19 protein-coding genes and 1 pseudogene are annotated in these 21424 nt (G+C 42.6%); 7 read left to right on the top strand and 13 right to left on the bottom strand.

Annotated elements, in window-relative coordinates:
- Positions 1-113: 113 nt before the first annotated feature.
- The 3 genes and pseudogenes from GNF10_RS06425 to GNF10_RS06415 form a co-directional block, all read left to right on the top strand.
- The gene (locus tag GNF10_RS06425) at positions 114-1016 is read left to right on the top strand and encodes an ABC transporter permease (RefSeq protein ID WP_185583761.1); all 903 of its coding nucleotides are present in this window, start codon (positions 114-116) and stop codon (positions 1014-1016) included.
- Positions 1017-1196: 180 nt separating this feature from the next.
- Positions 1197-2006 carry a DUF3598 family protein gene (locus GNF10_RS06420; protein ID WP_185583764.1) on the top strand — a complete coding sequence of 270 codons (810 nt, stop codon included), beginning with the start codon at positions 1197-1199 and terminating at the stop codon, positions 2004-2006.
- Between the two features lie 122 nt (positions 2007-2128).
- Positions 2129-2428 (top strand): annotated as a pseudogene (locus GNF10_RS06415) (Uma2 family endonuclease); the annotation flags it as partial.
- Positions 2429-2681: 253 nt separating this feature from the next.
- Here the strand turns inward: GNF10_RS06415 and aat are convergent.
- Positions 2682-3257 carry a leucyl/phenylalanyl-tRNA--protein transferase gene (aat, locus tag GNF10_RS06410; protein WP_185583766.1) on the bottom strand — a complete coding sequence of 192 codons (576 nt, stop codon included), beginning with the start codon at positions 3255-3257 and terminating at the stop codon, positions 2682-2684.
- Positions 3258-3362: 105 nt separating this feature from the next.
- Here aat and GNF10_RS06405 point away from each other — a divergent pair, with 105 nt between their 5' ends.
- Positions 3363-3692: a hypothetical protein gene (locus GNF10_RS06405; RefSeq protein WP_114081874.1), complete on the top strand. Its 330-nt coding sequence runs from the start codon at positions 3363-3365 to the stop codon at positions 3690-3692.
- Positions 3693-3769: 77 nt separating this feature from the next.
- Here GNF10_RS06405 and rpsN read toward each other — a convergent pair whose 3' ends face one another.
- From rpsN to GNF10_RS06375, 6 genes are all read right to left on the bottom strand, one after another.
- Positions 3770-4072 (bottom strand): 30S ribosomal protein S14, encoded by a 303-nt coding sequence (gene rpsN / locus GNF10_RS06400; protein ID WP_114081875.1) that lies wholly within the window; start codon positions 4070-4072, stop codon positions 3770-3772.
- 75 nt (positions 4073-4147) lie between these two features.
- Positions 4148-4837, bottom strand: coding sequence for an endonuclease III (gene nth / locus GNF10_RS06395; protein WP_185583768.1), 690 nt, complete (start codon positions 4835-4837; stop codon positions 4148-4150).
- Positions 4813-5913 carry an RIP metalloprotease RseP gene (rseP, locus tag GNF10_RS06390; protein WP_185583770.1) on the bottom strand — a complete coding sequence of 367 codons (1101 nt, stop codon included), beginning with the start codon at positions 5911-5913 and terminating at the stop codon, positions 4813-4815. The genes nth and rseP overlap by 25 nt, the downstream gene beginning before the upstream one ends.
- Positions 5914-6044: 131 nt before the next feature.
- Positions 6045-7325: a serine--tRNA ligase gene (gene serS / locus GNF10_RS06385; RefSeq protein ID WP_185583772.1), complete on the bottom strand. Its 1281-nt coding sequence runs from the start codon at positions 7323-7325 to the stop codon at positions 6045-6047.
- A gap of 196 nt (positions 7326-7521) precedes the next feature.
- Positions 7522-7839, bottom strand: a complete 318-nt coding sequence (locus GNF10_RS06380) for a hypothetical protein (protein ID WP_260445870.1) — start codon at positions 7837-7839, stop codon at positions 7522-7524.
- Between the two features lie 365 nt (positions 7840-8204).
- Entirely contained in the window at positions 8205-8777 is a 573-nt protein-coding gene (locus GNF10_RS06375; RefSeq protein WP_012410378.1) for a DUF3611 family protein, read from the bottom strand.
- A 966-nt stretch (positions 8778-9743) separates the two neighbouring features.
- On the opposite strand from GNF10_RS06375, the gene GNF10_RS06370 reads away from it, so the two are divergent.
- Both GNF10_RS06370 and GNF10_RS06365 read left to right on the top strand, forming a co-directional pair.
- Positions 9744-10091: a PadR family transcriptional regulator gene (locus tag GNF10_RS06370; RefSeq protein WP_185583774.1), complete on the top strand. Its 348-nt coding sequence runs from the start codon at positions 9744-9746 to the stop codon at positions 10089-10091.
- A gap of 52 nt (positions 10092-10143) precedes the next feature.
- Complete coding sequence (locus GNF10_RS06365) at positions 10144-10674, top strand: cofactor assembly of complex C subunit B (RefSeq protein ID WP_185583776.1); 531 nt, start codon at positions 10144-10146, stop codon at positions 10672-10674.
- A 434-nt stretch (positions 10675-11108) separates the two neighbouring features.
- Here GNF10_RS06365 and GNF10_RS06360 read toward each other — a convergent pair whose 3' ends face one another.
- The gene (locus GNF10_RS06360; protein WP_041566316.1) at positions 11109-11426 is read right to left on the bottom strand and encodes a DUF3155 domain-containing protein; all 318 of its coding nucleotides are present in this window, start codon (positions 11424-11426) and stop codon (positions 11109-11111) included.
- A 287-nt stretch (positions 11427-11713) separates the two neighbouring features.
- On the opposite strand from GNF10_RS06360, the gene GNF10_RS06355 reads away from it, so the two are divergent.
- On the top strand, positions 11714-13054 hold the full coding sequence (locus tag GNF10_RS06355; protein ID WP_185583778.1) for a GAF domain-containing sensor histidine kinase: 1341 nt from the start codon (positions 11714-11716) through the stop codon (positions 13052-13054).
- A 54-nt stretch (positions 13055-13108) separates the two neighbouring features.
- Here the strand turns inward: GNF10_RS06355 and GNF10_RS06350 are convergent, their stop codons facing one another.
- The 5 genes from GNF10_RS06350 to fbp all read right to left on the bottom strand — a co-directional run bounded on the left by GNF10_RS06350 (position 13109) and on the right by fbp (position 20666).
- Positions 13109-14350 (bottom strand): S-layer homology domain-containing protein, encoded by a 1242-nt coding sequence (locus GNF10_RS06350; RefSeq protein ID WP_185583780.1) that lies wholly within the window; start codon positions 14348-14350, stop codon positions 13109-13111.
- A gap of 623 nt (positions 14351-14973) precedes the next feature.
- Positions 14974-16335, bottom strand: coding sequence for a glucose-6-phosphate dehydrogenase assembly protein OpcA (gene opcA / locus GNF10_RS06345; protein ID WP_185583782.1), 1362 nt, complete (start codon positions 16333-16335; stop codon positions 14974-14976).
- 108 nt (positions 16336-16443) lie between these two features.
- Positions 16444-17973: a glucose-6-phosphate dehydrogenase gene (gene zwf, locus GNF10_RS06340; protein ID WP_185583784.1), complete on the bottom strand. Its 1530-nt coding sequence runs from the start codon at positions 17971-17973 to the stop codon at positions 16444-16446.
- A gap of 161 nt (positions 17974-18134) precedes the next feature.
- Complete coding sequence (gene tal, locus GNF10_RS06335; RefSeq protein WP_185583786.1) at positions 18135-19280, bottom strand: transaldolase; 1146 nt, start codon at positions 19278-19280, stop codon at positions 18135-18137.
- Positions 19281-19616: 336 nt separating this feature from the next.
- Complete coding sequence (gene fbp / locus GNF10_RS06330) at positions 19617-20666, bottom strand: class 1 fructose-bisphosphatase (RefSeq protein ID WP_185583788.1); 1050 nt, start codon at positions 20664-20666, stop codon at positions 19617-19619.
- Between the last annotated feature and the right edge of the window lie 758 nt (positions 20667-21424).

The following is a 21424-nucleotide window of genomic DNA, read 5'->3' as shown; positions in this document are numbered from 1 at the left end:
GAAAATTCTTACTATTTTCATTCTATCAAGTTGGGGAATAGGGGGTGGGGAATTGGGAATTGGGAATGGGGAATTGGGAACTATGAATTACGAATTATTGACTGGGGTGATGTGTGTTTAAATCTTTTACGAAACTAGACTATCTGCTTAAAGAAACTTTCCTCGGTTTGCTGCGGGGAGGTTGGATGAATTGGGCAGCTGTAAGTACTGTGACAGTGTTACTGTTTTTATTTGGTTTGAGTTTGCAAACCTCTTGGCAAGTCGAAAAACTACTCTATCAGTTCGGTAGTCAGCTAGAAGTGTCAGTTTATCTTGAACCGGATGCACGAGCCGAAAATATTGAGCCACTGATCGCAAAAATGCCAGAGGTTGCAGCGATGCAAACCATTACCAAAAAGCAAGCTTGGACTAAGTTAGTTAAGGAAATGAGAATTTCTGATATTGAGGGTGCTACGCAGCAGCTTGGTGAGAATCCTTTAGTTGACGAGATGAAGGTGAAAGCACGTAATTCTCAAGTTGTACCAACTTTAGCAACACAACTGGCTAAGTTACCAGGAGTTGAGACGGTGGAGTATATCGATGAAGCAGTTAAACGTATTGCCCAGTTGCACCGGGGTCTGAACTGGATTACTTTAACAATTACAATTATTCTGACCCTAACAGCGATCGCAGTGACTACAACCACAATTCGGTTGATTGTCATGGCGCGACGGCAAGAAATTGAAATTATGCAACTGGTTGGAGCAACCTCAGCTTGGATTTACCTGCCGTTTATTTTACAAGGAATTGCTTTTGGTTTAGTTGGTGGTGCGATCGCTTGGAGTTTCATTTCTGTGATTCAACAGTTTCTTGGTAAATTGCTAGCCAATCAACCTGAGTTTATTCAAGTTATCAGCAATGGTGTGCAACTCACTCCAGCCCAAGTTTTACTATTACCCTTGATTCTCTTGAGTTTCGGTGCATCTGTAGGATTAATGGGAAGCTTATTTGCAGTCCGAAGTTTTGCTAAAGGATAGTCATTGGTCATTTGTCCTTTGTCATTTGAACTCGGAACTTCGACCTTTTAACTTACAAATGTTCAAAATTTTAAAAGAACAACTGAAGTTTGGGATTAAACGAATATGAAATTAATCCTATATATCAACTTAACAAGGCTAATCAAATGACTAATGACAAATGACAAAGGACAAATCTTTATGAAATCGCAATGGGAATGTTTTCTGCAAAATCTCGGTGTATGGGAAGGTTCATTTACCAATTTTTCTCCCCAAGGTACGCTTTTGAACGATACTTCTAGCCGTCTTTGCCTAGAAGGTTTGAACAATAACCAGAAAGTACGCCTAACTCTGAGCCGTTCGGGAAAGGATGATCTAATCAGAGAATTTAGGTCTGTGGGAGGGGGTCTGCTATTTTTTGAAAATGGTTCCTTTTCTGAAGGTTTAATTCAGCTAGGGCCATTTTCCGAATTTGGTGGAGAACTCGCTTTTGTTCATGAAAATCGCCGCTTACGTCTGGTACAACTGTTTGATAAAAATGGTCATCTAAATGGACTAACTCTCATTCGAGAACATCTAGCTGGAACCCTAGTAGTAGAACGTCCCCCTTTGCAGATACATGACTTGTTAGGAGAATGGCGAGGACAAGCAGTAACAATCTATCGAGATTTGCGTCCGCCTGATACTTACTCTACAACTTTGAAAATACAACTTGATGATGCTGGGCGATTAATTCAAAGTATTTCTTTTGGCAATCGCACAATTACCTCAACTGCTACTGTCAAAGGTTCCATCGTTCTCTTTGACCAAGATCCAGAAAAACAGGTACAAGTATTATTGTTACCTGATGGCGCTTCTGCAACTTCTCCCCTCAAGGTGCAATTACGTCAACCCTTATTTTTGGAAGCGGGTTGGTTAATCCAGTCAAATCTGCGCCAGAGGATGATTCGCAGCTATAACGACAAAGGCGAATGGGTTAGTCTGACATTAGTTACTGAAGAAAGAGTGTAAGGGATTTGTGAGTGCGATCGCTTATCTCCAATAATTTCGATCAACACTTTATAATTCTTGATCCATTTGTAGAACAAATAGCAAAGCAGTAGTACAACTTACCTCTCGTAAGGAAACCTTAAATGCTACAAACCCCTCCTAAACCCCTGACTTTAAGTGAATTTCTGGATCTGCCAGAAACAGAACCTGCCAGTGAATACATTGATGGGCGTATCATTCAAAAACCGATGCCGCAAGGAGAACACAGCGCAATTCAGACCGAGTTAGCACCTGCAATTAACTTGGTCGTAAAACCCAAAAAAATTGCACGGGCTTTCTGTGAGCTTCGCTGTACATTTGGCGTAGGCGTAGCCCGCCGTAGGCATCGCTCAATTGTGCCTGACATTTCTGTGTTTATGTGGGACAGAATTCCCCGTAAAGATACAGCGCAATTTCTTGACAAAACTCACTTGGGGTAAGCTGATCTGCTTGTAGAATTTCGTCTGAGATTACAAGATTCATAGCAAGGCTAGTTTTCCGATTATTATGTTTAAGGTAGCTTAAGAAACTTCAGGGTAATTTCCGAATTTAGATATGACTAGCTTAAATAACTTTATTTTTTCTGTATAGCTATTTTTTATATGATAAATTCCCCTACACAACAGAGAAAAGCTGTGTTAAAAAATCTGTCAGTCTTTACATCAAAGCACAGCGACATTGCAACGCTTGCTGAAGTAGCATTTGATACTCTTCATCCTCAACCCGATAAGCCCCAAACCTCTCCAAATGAGGATTCATCATTTGGGCATCAAAAAATACAAATTTTCTCTGACGCAATCTTTCCACCAATTTAACCATCGCTACCTTAGAGCCTTCAGGAATGCGGTAAAACATCGACTCGCCAATAAAAGCACCGCCAATCACAATCCCTAAAATTCCCCCAGCTAATTCGTCACCCTGCCAAGTTTCAAAACTAAAAGCATAACCACTTTGGTAAAGTAGCCAGTAAATCTTTTCCAATTCCGGTGAAATCCAAGTTGTCTCTCTATCAGCACACCCAGCCACCACAGCTTGGAAGTCCCGATTAATCGCCACAGTAAACCGTTCTTGATTCAGAACACGCTGTAAAGACTTAGGATAACGAAACCGTTCATCTAAAGGAATAAAAGTCCGATCGCGACTTCCGTACCAACTTAGGCGATCGCGCTCATCAGCCATGAGAAAATAGCCTTGTGCATAGCCCTCAACAATAGCGGCGATATCATATTGCATAAATAAATATAAAAAACACTAGAGAAACGCCATTTGATCCTATCAATCATCCTCAGCGTTCCTCTGCGTTTCCCTCCGCGTCCCTCTGCGTTTAAAATAAAAAAGATGACTCAACCAATTCCACCCATCACCCTACCACCACCCGAAAACCCACTGCTCGAAGGTGAATGGTTAAAAGAGCGTTTACAACGGTGGCTAGATACAGAATTTATCCCCGAAGCAGTAAACCAAAATATTGCCCAACGAGCCGCACAGATTTTTGTGCGTCAACGGATGGAAGGAGAAAACGACCTTGGTTCTCTGGTAATTGCCATTGTCACAGAGATGCAGTCCTATGATTTTTCTAATAGCTTCTACGGAGAGTTTGCGATCGCCAACGCCGTCAGCGATCTACTCTTAGAAAGTCTGGGAATTGATAAGTGTTGTGGTCAATAATATTTTGTCATTTGTCATTTGTCCTTTGTCATTTGTTCTTTACCAATGACTAATGACTAATGACTAATGACTCTTAACTACCAGCTAGACTTAACAACTCCAGGCAAAAGACCTTCATGCGCCCATTCTCGTAGCACGTTCCGAGAGAGTCCGAAATCGCGGTAAACTCCTCTAGAACGACCAGTCAACCAGCAACGATTGCGGTGGCGGGTGGGCGCACTATTCCGGGGTAGCTGTTGAATCTTCCGGTGGATTTCTAGCTTATCCAAAGGAGATGCTGCGCTTCTGAACTCATCCAAAAGGGCTTCCCGCTTGTCAGCATACTTTTCTATCAACCTGGTGCGCTTTTTCTCGCGCTCAATCATGCTCTTTTTAGCCATTATTCTCTAACTTATTTAAAGACACCGTTCTCCATTCTACAGTCTCTCCATCAATTCTGGGGTTACTTGTGTCGCTTACCCTATAACCACTGGCTTATTCGCTACAGGGCATAAATCAGCAAGCTCACACGCAACACAAACTGGAGAGCGGGCTTTACAAATAGCACGACCGTGATAAATCAGCCGAATTGACCAATTTTCCCAATCAGGTTGCGGCAATAAACCCATTAAATCTTGCTCAATCCGAACGGGGTCTGTATGTTCAGTTAAACCCAAACGTCCGCTGAGGCGCTTGACGTGAGTATCTACCGTCACCCCAGCATTAATGCCATAAGCATGAGCCAGAACTACATTTGCTGTCTTCCGCGCCACCCCAGGAAGCTTTAACAACTGTTCCATTTGGTTGGGGACAACAGAGTCAAACTCAGTAACAATCATCCGACAAGCGGCTTGAATGTTTTTAGCTTTATTGTGATAAAACCCTGTAGAACGCACCAAGCTTTCTAATTCTACTAAGTCAGCGATCGCTAAACTCTCAGCATCAGGAAACTTACCAAATAAAGCTGGTGTCACCTTATTCACTCGCTCATCAGTACACTGAGCAGAGAGAATCGTTGCCACCAACAATTGTACTGGCGTTGAGTAGTTCAAAGAGCAAGTAGCATCTGGATAAAGACGCTTCAGACGAGCTAAAATTTCTAGCGATCGCTTCTTTTTAGATAACGATTTGCGGGTAGTAATCACTGGAATAATTTTTGTACCCACTCCAATTGGCTAGTTAATTGAGTAGTTTCTTTGACGATCAGAAAAATTCCTAACCCTAAAAGTAACACCAAGCCAGTTTGCATTACACCTTCTTGAATCCGAGCCGGAACAGGCTTACCGCGTAAACCTTCAATCAGCAGAAAAGCTAGTTGTCCGCCATCCAAAGCTGGCAAAGGCAAAATATTGATAATAGCCAAGTTAATGCTGATAATTGCCGCAAAAGACAACAGATTTACGCTATTATCTTCAGCTAATTTTGCACCTATTTTGACAATATTAACTGGGCCAGAAACTTGTCCAGCAGTTTGTTGAAAGTTGGTAATCAACTGACCAAAACCGCTCAGTGTCCCAACAAATAATTGTTGAAACCTGTTAGCAGCAAGACCAAAAATTTCAAAAGGACTATTCGGACGGCGATAAACTGCTGTAGCATTTGGACTAAGTGCCACACCAACTACACCTTTGCCATCGGCTCCCAGTTTTGGCGTTAATTTGATGGATTGTTGTTGGTTTTCACGCAGAATTTTCAGTTCGATTTGCTGATTGGGATGAGTTTGAATTTCTTTAGTCAGCAAAGGAGTTGATTTGTCAGAAGCAGGGAGTTCTTGACCATTAACAGCCAGAATAATATCTCCTTCCCGAACTCCTGCTTGATAGGCAACAGATTCTTGATTAACAGGCTGTACAATCACACCAGCTTGATAGTTTAATTCTTTGGGAATACCAACGATACCCAATTGCAGAACCAGCACCAAATAGGCAAATATTAAATTTGCAATCACTCCAGCACTGATGACAATTGCCCGGTCTAAAACTGGACGGTTACGCAGCAGATTTGGGTCATTGGGTGGAATATCGCTATCGGGGTCATCATCGGGAAAGCCCACAAAGCCGCCCAAGGGAAAAGCGCGGACAGCATATTCGGTTTGTGAACCTTGATACTTCAAAAGAACTGGGCCAAAACCCAAAGAAAAACGGTTAACGAGAATGCCTTGAGAACGTGCTGCAACAAAATGTCCCAACTCGTGTACCAAGATCAAAACAGCCAAGACTGCGATCGCTGCTAAAACTGACATAGAGTAAATTAGTGAAAATATTAAGCTATAGTTATCTCTATTCTAATTGGGCATTGGGAATGGGGCATGGGGCATAGCTCATTGGTAAAAGACAAATGACAAATGACAAATGACCAATGACCAATGACAAATCACAATACTTCACGTCCCAAATAAGGTTGCAGCGCTTCTGGTATCCTCACCGTCCCATCAGGCTGCTGATAATTTTCCAAAATTGCTGCCATAGTCCGCCCCACAGCCAAACCCGAACCATTGAGGGTATGTACGAACTGAGTACCTTTCTTACCCGCCTCCTTGAAGCGAATATCAGCCCGTCGCGCCTGGAAATCAATAGTATTAGAACAGCTAGAAATTTCGCGGTATTTGCCAGAAGAGGGCAACCAAACCTCTAAATCATAAGTTTTGGTAGAGGCAAATCCCAAATCCCCAGTACTTAAATTTACTACTCGATAAGGCAACCGCAACGCCTGTAAAATCGCTTCTGCATTCCCCACCAATTTCTCCAGTTCATCAAAAGACGTACTAGGTTCAACAAATTTCACCATTTCTACCTTGTTGAACTGATGCAGGCGAATTAACCCCCGCATATCGCGCCCATAGCTACCAGCTTCTCGGCGAAAACAGGGAGTAAAAGCGCAGTGGTAAATAGGCAAATCTTCAGCAGCAAGAATTTCACCCCGGTAGAGATTTGTAACTGGAACTTCCGCCGTCGGAATCAGCCATAAATCATCATCCGCGCATTTAAAGCTTTCTTCAGCAAACTTGGGTAACTGACCGGTCGCTGTCAAAGACTCGGTATTAACTAATAGAGGCGGACTGACTTCGACATACCCAGCTTGAGTATGGAGAGTCAGCATAAATTGAATTAATGCCCTTTCCAATGCCGCACCAGCGCCCATCAATGTCACAAAGCGACTTTGGGCAACTTTTACCGCTCGTTCAACATTGAGAATACCCAGCTTTTCACCAATTTCCCAGTGAGGGAGAATATTCGGATTTTGGGGAATATACTCATCACCCCAACGCCGCACTTCTACGTTATCTTCCTCATTCTTCCCAAGGGGTGTAGAGTCGCTTGGTAAGTTGGGAAGTGCCAACACAAGTTGAGCAATTTGAGCTTTGAGGTCTTTTTCCTGGGGTTCCAGTTGGCTCAACGTCGCTTTGACAGAGTTACCTTCATCGCGCAAAGCCTGAATTTCTGGGTCTTGAGGATTAATCCCAGATTTAATCTTCTGCCCGACAATTTTACCGATTTCGTTGCTCCGAGCTTGGAGTTGACTGCGTGTCCCCTCTAGTTCCCGTTGTTGCCGATCGAACTGTAAAATCGGTTCAATGTCGTATTTACCACTACGACTATTCAATCGTTCTTGAACTAATTGCGGATTTTCCCGTATTTGCTTAATATCCAGCACAGATTTTTCTCAGTTTCTAGCCTAAAATCTTCCTGTCAATACAGTTAACACATTAAGCATTTAGCATATAGTAATTTTGGTTTGCTGTGACTGGAAAAACAAAGTTTATTGCAAAAATTCAGTCTTAATCTCTGAATCAAGATTTTTCCCTAGCATCACTGCCAGGACTAAGAAACCATATATTGCATTTAACCAATCATGAACTCGTATCCTGAGACACTCTTGTTTCAGTAACCTGAGCAAGACTTTGACCATTACCATTATTGTTATCAGCAGCTGCAAACGTCCTTTGAGTGATACTCTGTGCTTCCTTATCGTCTCTAGTTTGTCCAGGTGAAGGCAACCAGTATGCAAGCACACTTGATAAACCACCCCAGTAAAGAGCAACATTCTTATCGTCCCCTGGCGAACCAAGCTTGAAAATGCACAGCCCCAATACAATGCTACTAAAGAAAACCTGTACGCCAAATCTCCATACGTCTTGATTAAATTTATGGGCTGGTTGATTTTTCATAGTGTTCAAACTTATAAAAAAGGTATACAACATCATCCCTGTTTTAGTTTTGGCATCACTTGTTAGTACAGCTTGGCGGAATTCTTAATGACACCCGTACCCCTACGGTGATATTGCTATGCGTAGTGTACCGCTCTCCCGACTCGCTAAGGTAATTGGTAATTCCTATACTGCAAGCGTTTCATTGATTTGAAATGGATAGTTCATTTACGCAATGCTGTACTATCAGGATGTTTTCAAGGATTATGTAGTTGTCTTCACACGCAGTTTTGCCCGTTTCGGAAAAGTATGATAATTTTCTTTTGACTCTTGAAAACTCAGCATAGGCGAAACGCCCGCCCCGCTACCGCTAACAGAACTTATAACTAGGGTCTATTAATACGATTGAGTAGCCACAATGAGGCTATAAGCCCTGCAAAATGCGCTGATACAGTGTTGGTGTTTGCCTGTACAACAAGCATATCTAGACCGCTAATAATACGGGTAGGGTCAAAAAACTGTGTAGTTATAGCTTGAGGAGATATGGATCTTGCTACCAGTGTACCAACGATCGCTTGCGCGCCTAAAAGAGTCACCAGTGTTCCCCCTAAATTCACCCACAGCCCTAAGCGTAATACTTGCACAGTCTCACTTTTGCGAGGGCGGTTGCTGGGATTGGAGGATTCCAATTGCTTGCCAATTCTGGTGTAACGATAAGCTAAATAAATACCTCCACCTAAAACAACCAATCCACAAATTGCTAAAAATACGCCAAAACCAGTCCCAGGATTATTACTAGGACTACCAGTTCTTTGATTAAAGATGGCGAACAGCAACACAATTATGCTAGAAACAACACCTAGTACTAGCTGAATCCAGAAGCTAATCCAACCTGTAAGGCGAAAGGTTTGGGCAATAGCCCGCAGAGAAGATGATGGAGCATCAGGAGTCTGTGACATATATAGAAGATTGCCAATGTGCCGGGCACTTTCAAAGGACACAAAGACACAAAGACAAAAGTTTAATCTAAGGAAGCCTTAGCTCAAAAGTTCGGAGAACACGGAGAACTGTGTTGAGAGGTATTGCACTCTACGTCTCTCTTTCTCCGAGAACACCAATTCAGTCAGGACTTACGTAAATAATGGCCGAAAAGAAGGATTTTCAAGTAGGGCAATTCATAAATTGTCCCTACAGCAACCAGTTTTGCGTAAGTCTATCAGTAACTAATCATGTCTCCCTAACCTCTGATCTTTTAGTCAAGGAGGCTGGAAATTAGGTTTTTGATCACTGAATCGATGCTCTAGTCTTTGCGTCTTCTTTGATAAATTTACTATCACATTTACCAAATGCGACAAGAGATTCTCTTATCCAGCAAATCAGTAATGCGTACTACTTAAGTGTGTCCACCACCGTAGCAGCTTTAAAACACACATATCCCATAGCTTAAATTCTTATGATTTGCATTGGGAAAATCACTGTAAAACAAAGTGTTTATTAAGTTTTAAAGACAAAATTGCATTTTACCTGTAAAATTTCTTCGATGGCATTTTATTGCTTAAGCATTTCTAACTACCTTGGCATTACTTAACACCAAGACAGTCAGAAACCTCACGCCTAAAAGCTGGGGCTTGGCATTTGCCCTAATCTGATCATACTAAGTACCTTCTGTACTAAGTGAATTTGCTACTCTCTGTTAGCTCCTCACCACACCATATCAAGCTTGGATTAGGGTACATTTCTTTGTTTCCCTAAAACTCGCAACTCTTACCACGACTTCACAAGCGTGGATAATCGTTTGGTATTTACGCTTTGTAAATCTAGTCTAAGTAGCATTATATATATTACTCACTTGGCAGTAGCACTGTATACTGACTACAAGGATTGTAGACCTTACCATAAGGCATTTTTTTAGCCATTCACTAACCATGAAACTTGAGGATATATATCAATTCTTTGAAAATCCTCCGCCAACTTACCTTTGTCAGGAAGTAGCAGTTTGTTACATACTGTCTGTTTTATTACAAGGTGAATCCTACGGAACCGAGTTGATTGAGCAATTAGAAACTGAATATCCAACCTATAGGCTTTCGGATACTGTGCTTTATAGTGCAATCAAATTTCTGGAAGACGAAAAGGCAATCACTGGATATTGGAAGAAACTGGAAGGACGAGGACGACCCAGGCGGATGTACCAAGTTTCTCCAGAATGGCAAGTTCAAGCGCAGGATTTAGCTTTGCAATGGCTTAACTACATCAATAGGAGGACAAAGTAACAAATAATTGATAATGAATAAGTCTCCTCCAGTCAAACAATAACAATCAGTTATGGATACTGCTATTCTGCCATCTACGTTCCTGCTAACCTTGTTGTTATCGGTTGGGCTGTTTTTCTTTATTCGTGCCTCGACTAAAGACCGCATACAAACAGTGCAACTGGTATCTGAGCAAGATGAAGCTGCTGTAATGTCTCAATTAAAAGAGTATTTCCGCTCCCGATCTTACCAAGTGGCAGAGGTAGACCGAGAACAAAACAAAGTGACTTTTGAAGGGAATGTTCGCCCCAGTTGGTTTTTAGCTATATTTTTAACTCTGCTGGCAGCGACTGGGATTGTTTGTCTCTCACTAGTCGTATACCTGCTTTTTCCTAACCTCAGTCCCATTGTTTTGGCTATGGTACTGCTGTCGCCTTTAAGTGGTCTGTTTTATTGGAAAAAATCTGGAAGACTTGAGAAGGTGTCACTCAAAGTAGAAACAACTCAGAGCGAACAAACCTCCTCAAGTAAGATCACTGTAGTTGCCCATCGAGATGAACTCAGTGAGTTACAGAGAACTCTACAGCTCAAGGCTGGTGAATAATTGTTGATTTTTTTATGATATGCAGACTTCTGACCTGATCTAATCTTTAAGCAATGAAAAGTAAAAAGGAGGAAATCAAGACTTCTGCTTTGTCATTTTCCCCACGATTTATATCGTGGGGAGAAATTTAAATTAATTAACTTAAATTCGTTGACAGAGCTTGGTTAACAATTCACGGTATAAGAGCGCAACTTCACTAGCGCTTTTGGAGGCGCTTGGCTCTATACCCACTCCCTTCTATATCATGACACTAGTATCAACCCATGCAATCTAGCGTGCTTTGAGACTAGTTTATTTTCCAACTACCTGGACTAGCCTTACTGGCAAATCAGCTCCAAACTAAAAAAAAATTAAATTTTGCATAAACTTAGCTATTTTGCCAGTTAATGAATAGTCAGGAGCCACACTCAATGTGTAAGATGACCAACTATGGTTCACCGGCTAGCTAAAGCAAGAGGTTCTTGACCAGGCGAAGGTTCTAATACCCTCAAGCTTGGAAACAAGAAATGGTTTTCCTCTACGTATTGAGCACCAAACAGTCCCTTTTCTGCCCAGAAATAACGATCTGTTGTGTGTTCATTTCGCTTTACGAGTAGCAACGCAGGTGGCAAAATCCCTTCAGCTTGAATGAATCTTCTCGCTGCTGTCACAGGTTTTTCTTCGCCACTTTCGATGCTATATTGAGGCACGTGTTCCAAAATACGCCGTCCTTCTTGACGACGGCGACTTTTCCTTTTGCGTCTCCTTGCCAACCTATTGTCCTCCTCTTTCAAGCTATAGATTGTAGTGTTAGCTACAAAATCCGTCGTCATTATATAAGTTCTAGTTCAAAATATCAATAGTTTTTAACCTTTTCATGCAAGAAAATTAACATCTTTGAAAATAGATAAAACGAAATTACCTAAGAAAATAATTCCTTGGTACAAACCATCACTAAAAAGATTTTAGTTAAGCTTTTATTGAATGGGTGAGGTAAAAATTAAGTATCCTCTCTTATTATCATGCCTCAAAATCTGTAATCTTGAGCAAGAGCTAAAAAATGTTAATGTCTGCCAGTTCCGATTTTATTGCTCTGTGTCGAGAGCAAATAGCGCTACTAACCCAAGGGCTGGGAGCAACTTTAAGTATTGTGTACCTGACACAAGAATTGGTAGAGACTCCTTCTGGTGAGGCCAAACTGATTCCTGTGGTAATTTACCCAGAAACAGCATTATTACCGCCAGAGGAAGAGACTGCTGAGGCGACAGTAGTACACAAGCAACTTCAAGTTGGAAATGTGTTTATATTACCCAACGATCGCAGAAGGTTATTGACAGCAGAATCGGAATTTCCAACCTCATCACAGCACTCTGAGGCATCTCAACCCCATTTAAAAGAGGAATACCTCTTTAGTGGCAACCAAATTGTTTTACCTCTGGTTTATGAGGGTGTGATGATGGGGTTATTGGTGACGGGTAGGCAAGACCGCGCATGGAATGGACATGAGGAAAGTCAGATTCAACAGATAGCCCAGACATTAGCGATCGCTTGTATTTTAGATCAACGCCGGGCATGGTTTGAGGAGCAGTTGCGTGAGCAACAAATTCTCCAAGAAAAACAGCGAGATTTGCTGGATAATCTGTTGCATCAGTTTCGTAACCCATTAACGGCATTACGGACTTTTGGTAAACTGCTATTGAAGCGGCTGCGCCCAGGAGATAGTAACCGGGATGTGGCAAATAGTATTGTGCGAGAAAGCGATCGCCTCCAAGAATTGCTACAACAATTCGATCAAGTAATTGACTTGACAGAAACAGATTTAGCACCACTACATCTGCCCGAAGAAGTATTTGTAGAAGCAACTATCCAAAAATCCGCTAAACCACCGCTACTATTGCCAGGAACGGGAGATAAGGCAGTTGACTGCTCGTTAGCAGATATATTAGAACCATTATTAATATCAGCCAAAGCGATTGCCCAAGAGCGAAAGCTAAAACTAATAACTGAAATTAAACAGAATTCACCCCTGGTACGTGCCAACATCAAAGCATTACGAGAAGTTTTAACTAACATCATCGATAATGCTTTGAAATATACTCCCACTGGTGGCAAAATTTTGATTCAGGCGGGGCAAGAAAAAGCTAATTTTCAGGGAATTGTAATTAGTGACAACGGGCCTGGCATTCCACCCCAAGATTTAGAACATCTTGGAGAACGGCATTATCGGGGTGTACAAGCGCAAACAGAAATCCCTGGCACAGGTTTGGGGTTAGCGATCGCCAAACAATTAATAGAGCAAATGCAGGGTGAAATCGAGGTTTTCAGCCCTGCAATCAACTCTAAGCTAACTTCACCCAATGCACCGGGGACTACGTTTATTATTTGGTTGCCAGAAGTTTAGGATTTGTCCTTTGTCCTTTGTCATTCGTCCTTTGTAAAAACCAATGACCAATGACTATCTGAGTGAAACCAACAAGTTTTGATTGATGGTCATTTGTAAATCGGTATCTGGGTCAATGGCGATTAAGTCAACGCTATTCTTACCGAAGAACAGACCAACCAATGCACCGATACCAGCGCCACCCAAAACTTCTTCTGTGGCGATCGCGCGATCGCCAGTTACAGCAGATACCGCAGTTGCCGCACCTGCACCCAATACAGTATTTTTGATAATTGAACCAACACTAGTACCCTTCTTGACGGTTTCAGTTTTGGTGATCACTTCAGAGCTAGCGTTAAGCTGATACTCCTGTCCACTGGTCAAAACCAGTTTCTGGGCAACGAATTGAGAACCGCCTGTAGCAGGCTTGAGTTGACCAATAACTTGACTACCAGCCGGAATCACTACAGATCCGTCTTGTGTTACTACGTTTTGGGATACTGTCAATGTCAAAGGCGCTGTTTCATCCTTTGTAACCAGAATTTTTTCTGCCTTGTCATACTTCACAGGGATAGCAGTCCCTTGGGGAATTGTGACTGATACAGGCGTTGGGTTAGTAGACCCGACAGCCACAACATAAGGCGAGTTAATTGCTGAAGCTTGGTTAGAACTAACCAGTGCTTGGTAGATAAAAGCTGCTACTTGGGCGCGAGTAGCGGTTGCAGTTGGATTCAGGAACTTCACATTAGGATAGTTCACAACTATTTGCTTTTCAGTTGCAGCTGCGATCGGGCTACGGGCATAGCTAGCGATGTTAGAGGCATCGTTGAAGTATTGCAGAGTGCTTTCGGTATTGCCACTGGGACTATATTCCAGACCGTTAGCGAGGGAAACTAAAACCTGTTGGCGAGGAATAGCTTGGTTAGGTTCAAAGCGATTACCGGGATATCCAGATAAGAAACCAATGGTATAAGCTTGCTGAATGGCGCTTGATGCCCAATAATTGCTGGGCACGTCAGCAAAGTTTATTGGTGATCGTTGCTGTGATTTTTGAAAAGCTTTGTTGACCATAGCGGCAAATTGAGCGCGTGTCACTGCTTCTTCAGGACGGAAACTACCATCAGGAAATCCGGCAATTACACCACGTTGTGACAATTGTTGAATAAATTGTGCCGCCCAATAATTAGATGAAACATCAGAAAAAGTAGTTTGAGCTAAAGATGGAGAAGCTGTAATCAAAGGAGCTACAGTGCCTACTGTGACGGTCAAAGCCATGAGTGCAGCTGTTCTAGATTGCAACCGATTAAAAGTAAACATTAATTTTTAACCCCAGTAGAATTATTTTTATTACTGTTAATTAATGAGACACTTACTAAAGTATTAGGTTCCCTTTAATTTCTATTTTTTGTAAAAACCATTACTTTTGTCATATAGTCAAATTAGATAGTTAAATTAATGAAAAACCTGCCAACATAGCTAGCAATAGGTAATAGTGTAATCAGGCTCTGACCAATTAGAGGGTGTTTTAAAAGCCCTCTGATTGGTATCAAAAGGTTTAGAACCCTCTAAATTAACTTTAAATTTCACTATCAGAACGCTCATGTTGCCCACCCCACAATCATTTAGTGCAAATTAAAGGCACAACAGCTTGTTGCACCTTGTCCTATAGGGCAAGGTGCAATACTGCTTGGGGTAAAGCATTTTCAACTCGGAAGTAGGTTCGGCGAAAATATTAAAGGTTTTTTCTTTCCCTTTTTTCCCAAAAAGCTGACAAGTATTTGAACAGGGTATAGGTTTTTGAGGACTTTTGGGAATCGAATAATTTGTGTGTACACCGTAGCCTCAAAACAAAAAGAGGCTTTGAAACCCAGTTTTAGTTTTTATATGTGAAACTACCCTGTTTCCCGCGTCGGGAAGCAGGGTAGGGAGTTAAGTCTAAGTTAATTCGCCAATTTGAAAATATTCGCTGTCACTCCCAGACTTTCTTCAAAAAGGGACTCACGACCCCAGCGTTGCACCTGCTGACTCAGTAATGCTTCGGCTTTTTGTTCTGAAAGTGAAGTTACTTGTTGAAACAGACCGGCAGATTGGGCACCACCATGTGTTTCCATCCGCATACAACCACCAGTTTCCGAGCAGATAACTGTACCACAGTCTGCCTGGGGATTTGTGGAACTGAGGCGCAAGGCAATCAAGTCACCAATAATATCGCCCACATCTGCAACGGGAACTCCTGCTAACTCGGCTTCTACTTGTCGCTGATCTTGAGAAATAAAATTGATGCGAGTGATATCATAATCACCGCTTTCCTTTTGATAAGAAACTGGTTGCCATTCCAATCGACTTGCCAACCAACCCAAGAACAGCAACGCTTGGGCGGGATTGCCTTTTTCGTAATCAATCGTCACGCGGTCAATTTCTCTGAGGGCAGCGCGACGCTTAGGCGAATCGTAGGCTTCAGCTGTCAATTCTTGCCATGATGCGAGGCGACGCCAGTTCAAATCCGCTAAAGGTACACCAGCTTCTACCAACTCTTCTAGGCGGAGTAAATCACTTTCTGGCTCGTTAAAGTTGCAAGAATCAACAATGACATTATTGCAGATTGCTGCTAGGCGCTTGAATAGACCGTTGTTAGGGTCTGGTGTCGCCTTCCACCAGAGAAACTTCGGCAAACCGCCAATCAACAATGCTGGAATCATACCACCGATACGTTCTAAGGCAGCAGCAGTTCCACTCAGAGTAATGTATTCGCAGCAGATAAGTGTGCTTGACGATTGCTTTTGGATGGGGCAATAGGCAGAAACTTGAGCCTTGACTCCTTCATCTTCGCCAGTAATAGGAAATAGGGCAATGATCCGGCAGGGGTTGCGGAGAGCGATTTCATCAGCAATTCTGGGGCTACCGCTATTTAACCCAGCAATAGCATGTTCTCCTCCAGTCCCACCTCGCTGACCTTTAGCGAATTCTTCTCGTAATACAGTCAGAGTTTCTTGTGTTGCTGTTCCAGTTTCTGGCAGTTTATGTTTCTTTTGCACTTCCCGTAATGCTGCTGCCATTTGCGGTCCTAAAATCCCATCAATTGGGCCGTTGTAAAATCCTAAAGCAGCCAACAAATACTGAGTTTCTTCTGGTTCGTAGACTACTAAAGTAAAGGTTGTTGCTCTAGTAGCACTGGGAAGTCCACCGTCCTCGCCAGTTATGCCATAGCTTTGCCAAATTTGATTCAGTTCTGCATCTATTTCGTTAAGCGAAATATCTTTCGGTGCCTGGAGGGAAAAAATTGTAGAAGTTTGGAGAGCCATAGGAAGTTTTGGATTTTGTCATTTGTCATTTGTCATTTGTCATTCGTCATTCGTCATTTGTCATTTGTTTTTACTAGTGACTAGTGACTAATGACTAATGACTAATATTTAGAGTCTGCGCCAGCGACGGCCATCCTGGTTAATTAAGAGTTCTGCTTGTTCTGGCTCCCAAGTGCCGGCTTCGTACTGGGGAATAGTATTAGGATCGGCGGGTGCATCCCAAACGGAAAGGGCTGGTGTTACTACCTGCCAAGCTGCTTCTACTTCATCGGCGCGTGTGAACAATGTTTGATCGCCCATCATACAATCAAGGAATAAGCGATCGTAGGCATCGGATGTTGCTTGGATGCCAAAGGAACCATAACTAAAGTCCATATCAACGGAACGGGTGCGGAATTCTGCTCCTGGCATTTTGACATCAAAACGCAGGGAAATACCTTCATTTGGCTGAATCCGCATCGTCAAAATATTGGCGTTTGTCTGTTGGGCGGCAGATTGGAACATCCGAGATGGAACTTCGCGGAAGTGAATTGCAATCTCACTCACTTTTTTCGGCATCCGCTTTCCAGTCCGCAAGTAGAAAGGAACACCTTTCCAGCGCCAGTTATCCACCAAAAACTTCATTGCTACATAAGTGGGTGTGGTGGAGTTGGGGTCAACGCCTGGTTCTGTCCGATATCCTGGCACTGCTTGACCTTTCATCCAGCCAGCACTGTATTGCCCACGGACTGCTGACCGCGACAGATTGTGAACATCAGCTAAACGAGTAGCTTGGAGTACCTTCACTTTTTCTGTGCGGATGCTATCGGCATCCATTGCATTGGGTGCTTCCATCGCCGTTAAGCAGTAAAGTTGCATGAGGTGATTTTGCAACATATCCCGCAGTGCGCCAGCGCTTTCATAGTAGCCAGCCCGGTCTTCCACGCCCACGGTTTCTGCTACGGTAATTTGCACGTGGTCAACAAATTGACGATTCCACAAGGGTTCAAAAATCGCATTGGCAAAGCGAAACACCAGCAAATTCTGGACTGTTTCTTTACCTAAGTAGTGATCAATGCGGTATACTTGGTTTTCTTTGCAATATTTCTGTACCACTTGGTTAAGACTTTGGGCAGAGGCCAAGTCCCGACCAAAGGGTTTTTCAACTACTAGACGATGTTTGTAGGGATCTTCTAGCATCCCGCCGCTTCCTAGCTGCTTAATTGCTTCGGGAAAGAATGAAGGGGCAACGGAGAGGTAGAACATGCGATTACCTCGCGTGCCCCGTTTTTCGTCTAATTCACTCAGTAAGGTTTTTAGTTTCTGGTAGCTTTCAGGGTTGTCTATATCTCCAGGACTGTAGAACAGACCTTGAGAGAAGTCTTGCCAGAGTTCCCCTAAATCGACATCAGGATGTGCCTCTTCCATGCCCTTCTGCATTTGTTCGCGGAAGTATTCATGGCTCCATTCTCGACGTGCTACGCCAACAATAGTAGTTTCTGGCGGAATGCGCCGTTCTCGCCGCAATTTGTAAAGTGCTGGCACTAGTTTGCGCCAGGTGAGATCACCAGAAGCGCCAAAGATAACTATAATCTGGGGTTCAGGCATCCCTTGTTGTTGCAGACCAACGCGCAAGGGATTTTCTAGCAGACTAACCATAGGAATTTTGGATTTTGGATTTTGGGTTTTGGATTAGGTATGGGGAATGGGGAATTGAGAATTGAGAATTGGGAATTGGGAATTGGGAATTGGGTTGTTTTCTTTATCCCCCTGCTCCCTGCTCCCCTCCTTCTTTTTCTCCACTCCCCAATACCCAGTCCCTACACTGGTGACAATACCTTGATCTTGTCTTCTAAAGAGTTCATCAAGGACTGGAAGGGCTGGATGAACTTGTCAATACCTTCAACTAACAGTTCATCCATTACGGTATCGAGATCGATGTTGATGTCGGGATCTTTGAGGTTTTCGATCAGCGTGTAAGCATTATTTACGTCTGTTTCTAAGCGATCGCTCACGTTACAATGATCGGCACAAGCTTTAATGGTCGCTGGTGGGACGGTATTAACGGTATCAGGGCCTACCAACTCTTCGATATACATCACGTCGTTGTAGTTGGGGTCTTTGGTGCTAGTACTAGCCCAAAGTAGCCGTTGTACTGTGGCCCCTTTTGCTGCCAATTCTTGCCAACGCTCACTTCTAATGATTTTCTTGTATTCTTGGTAAGCTAGCTTGGCGTTTGCGATCGCTACTTTTCCTTTCACAGCTTTTAGCCTTGCTTCCACCGAAATATCATCAACGCCTTTTTTCAACTTAGCATCTATTTTGGCATCAATGTTGCTATCGATCCGGCTGAGGAAGAAGCTAGCGACTGAAGCAATTCTACTGATGTCTTTACCTTCAGCCAGGCGTTTTTCTAAGCCACGAATATATGCCCAAGCTGTATTTATGTAGCTTTCTACTGAAAACAACAGCGTAATATTGACATTCATCCCCTCGGCTATTACCTGCTCCACTGCTGGCAAACCAGGTTCTGTACCGGGGATTTTAATCATCAGATTTTCCCGACCAATTTCTTGGAAGTATCGCCGAGCTTCGTTTATTGTCGCTTCAGTATCATGGGCGATGGTTGGCGGTACTTCGATACTCACATAACCATCTAGTCTATTCGAGGCTTCATAAACAGGGCGTAAAATATCACAAGCTTTACGGATATCTGCAAAAACGAGGGATTCGTAAATTTTGTCTATCGGTAAGTTAGCACGAACTCCGGCTTCTATATCGGCATCATAAATGGCATTGCCTGCGATCGCTTTTTCAAAGATAGCTGGGTTAGAAGTAATCCCAGATATACCTTGATTTTCAACCATGTCTTTGAGTTCACCTGATTGAATAATGTCACGGGTCAAATTATCCATCCAGATACTTTGACCGTATTGCTGAATTTCTAGTAGATGATTGGTAGACATAGCTAGTTTATTTCACTCCTGTATAGTGATGTTTCTAAGTGAAGTTGGCAAAACGCATTGACACTTACTTTTGAATTGTGGCGTTGCCAATCACTTATCGCATCGGCCAGCTGAGATAATCCTTAATTGATCTTCTGATCTTCAAAAAGCGCTATTTTGCATCCCCAATCCTAAATCACCATGATTAACGTTTAATTAATGGCAGATGAGAGTACAGCACGGCGTAAATAAACACCCTTATACAACCTCTAAAACCCTTACGTAACACTAACTACGAATTACGTTAGCGTAGCGGTAGCGAGTCCGCGAGCGTCATTACGAATTACGAATTATCTTCTAGTGTCCGTTTTGAATAAAAGACTCCACCTTTGCAACATCTTCTTTGCTGCCAATAATTAAAGGTGTGCGCTGATGCAGTTTTTTTGGCACTACATCCAAGATATTGACCAATCCTGTAGTAGCACGTCCGCCTGCTTGCTCAATCAAAAAGGCGAGAGGAGCGGTTTCATAAAGCAAGCGCAATTTCCCTTCTGGGTTTTGAATTGTACCTGGGTAGAGGAACACACCGCCTTGAACCAAAATTCTGTGGATATCGCTTACCATTGCACCGCTATAACGAGCGCTGTAGCCTTCTGTGCGATGAACGTAGCGGATATATTCTCGAATTGATTCTTCCCACTGCCAGAAGTTACCCTCATTCACGCTGTAAACGGAACCGTGGTTAGGAATCCGAATATTCTCTTCTGTGAGAATAAATTCTCCTAAGCTGGGATCGAGAACAAAGGAATGAACGCCAGTACCTATAGTATAAACCAGCATCGTGCATGGCCCATACAGGATGTATCCGGCAGCAAGTTGCTTCCGGCCGTTGGTGAGGAGATCGGTTGCCTTACCATCGCTATCAGTTCCTTCTTGTTGGCGAATGGCGAAAATGGAACCCAAGCTGAGATTATTATCAGTGTTGGATGAGCCATCAATTGGGTCATACAAAAGGGTATAGCGACCAATGGGGCAATTTTCGGGGATATAGTAGGGATTTTCCATTTCCTCAGAAGCGAGGCGACAGACTAAGCCGCTTTGCTTAAACACTGAGATAAACACATCATTGGCGTAGACATCCATCTTTTTGACGGATTCTCCTTGGACATTAACTTCCCCGGTAAAACCGAGAACGCCTTCCATTAAACCAGCGCGACTCATGCGGCGAGCAACCAGTTTACCTGCCAAGGCGATGCGATTCATCAGCGCACTTAAATCTTGTGCGTCTGGCGAAAAACTCTGAAGTTGCTGGAGAACATGACGGGATAAGGTTGTACAATCACGATCTAAAGCTCTATCTGTAATTTCATTGACAGACGATTCTAAGGATTCTGGCGTTTTAGCCATTTTTATGTTCTCCGCAGCCACTAGCTGTTAATTGGGTTTTAGTTGTGTTTGGCAACTTATGGTTGCTGCTTCTATCTTAGAAAGGTAATTTGAGAACTTAGATGCGACTTTAGATAAACTAAAGAAATGAGTTTTCAGTGACTCCTGCACTCAGAACCTGGATACGTAGTAGTCTGTCTAAGACATTACCAATATTTAGTCAGTAATTTATTTAAGTCAAGGGATGAAAGAAAGTAATAAAGGTAACTAAGCCACTGGCTATTATGTGCGGATGGCTCTCAATATGGTTCGGTTAATGTTTTTTGATGGAAATTCTAGATTGTAAAAATGCGATACAAAGACGCGATAAATCGCCGTCTCTACAATAAGCAGTCTTTTGTCTTGACGGTGATTCATCGCGTCTCTTCCCTTAACCGAACAGTATTGGGCCGGCTCTAACCTATTATAGTTATGAGAAAATAACGCTATTTACTCCTTGGTTGGTTAATTAATCCCCAAGATAAACAAGTAATCATTTATCGCCCTAATGTATATTTGCTGATTACTTTATCCAAATACCTAAAATTGCTTTCTCAAAATACTGAAATGTTTTCTAAAAATAACCTTTGACTTATTCAAACCCCAGTTTGCTTAATCATTTTGGTGTTTTCCGCAAGCAAAAGCCAGAGGGATGGACTACATCATTCAAAGCTTTTAGCAAATTAACCCTCTCCCTATTTCTCCCTAAAAAGGGAGAATAGGGTTAAAAGGGAGTAATT

The sequence above is a fragment of the Nostoc sp. UCD121 genome (genome assembly GCF_014222285.1).
Taxonomy (GTDB): domain Bacteria; phylum Cyanobacteriota; class Cyanobacteriia; order Cyanobacteriales; family Nostocaceae; genus Nostoc.
Note: the sequence above shows the minus strand (reverse complement) of the source record. Positions and strands in the feature narration are given on the sequence as shown.

What these genes read in the sequence shown, in the direction of transcription:
- GNF10_RS06375 (WP_012410378.1), bottom strand. Translation starts at nt 8,777, where the DNA reads ATGTCACAGACTCCTGATGCTCCATCATCTTCTCTGCGGGCTATTGCC.
- GNF10_RS06370 (WP_185583774.1), top strand. Translation starts at nt 9,744, where the DNA reads ATGAAACTTGAGGATATATATCAATTCTTTGAAAATCCTCCGCCAACT.
- GNF10_RS06380 (WP_260445870.1), bottom strand. Translation starts at nt 7,839, where the DNA reads ATGAAAAATCAACCAGCCCATAAATTTAATCAAGACGTATGGAGATTT.
- rseP (WP_185583770.1), bottom strand. Translation starts at nt 5,913, where the DNA reads ATGTCAGTTTTAGCAGCGATCGCAGTCTTGGCTGTTTTGATCTTGGTA.
- opcA (WP_185583782.1), bottom strand. Translation starts at nt 16,335, where the DNA reads ATGGCTCTCCAAACTTCTACAATTTTTTCCCTCCAGGCACCGAAAGAT.
- aat (WP_185583766.1), bottom strand. Translation starts at nt 3,257, where the DNA reads ATGCAATATGATATCGCCGCTATTGTTGAGGGCTATGCACAAGGCTAT.
- zwf (WP_185583784.1), bottom strand. Translation starts at nt 17,973, where the DNA reads ATGGTTAGTCTGCTAGAAAATCCCTTGCGCGTTGGTCTGCAACAACAA.
- fbp (WP_185583788.1), bottom strand. Translation starts at nt 20,666, where the DNA reads ATGGCTAAAACGCCAGAATCCTTAGAATCGTCTGTCAATGAAATTACA.
- GNF10_RS06420 (WP_185583764.1), top strand. Translation starts at nt 1,197, where the DNA reads ATGAAATCGCAATGGGAATGTTTTCTGCAAAATCTCGGTGTATGGGAA.
- rpsN (WP_114081875.1), bottom strand. Translation starts at nt 4,072, where the DNA reads ATGGCTAAAAAGAGCATGATTGAGCGCGAGAAAAAGCGCACCAGGTTG.
- GNF10_RS06405 (WP_114081874.1), top strand. Translation starts at nt 3,363, where the DNA reads ATGACTCAACCAATTCCACCCATCACCCTACCACCACCCGAAAACCCA.
- GNF10_RS06355 (WP_185583778.1), top strand. Translation starts at nt 11,714, where the DNA reads ATGTTAATGTCTGCCAGTTCCGATTTTATTGCTCTGTGTCGAGAGCAA.
- tal (WP_185583786.1), bottom strand. Translation starts at nt 19,280, where the DNA reads ATGTCTACCAATCATCTACTAGAAATTCAGCAATACGGTCAAAGTATC.
- GNF10_RS06365 (WP_185583776.1), top strand. Translation starts at nt 10,144, where the DNA reads ATGGATACTGCTATTCTGCCATCTACGTTCCTGCTAACCTTGTTGTTA.
- GNF10_RS06350 (WP_185583780.1), bottom strand. Translation starts at nt 14,350, where the DNA reads ATGTTTACTTTTAATCGGTTGCAATCTAGAACAGCTGCACTCATGGCT.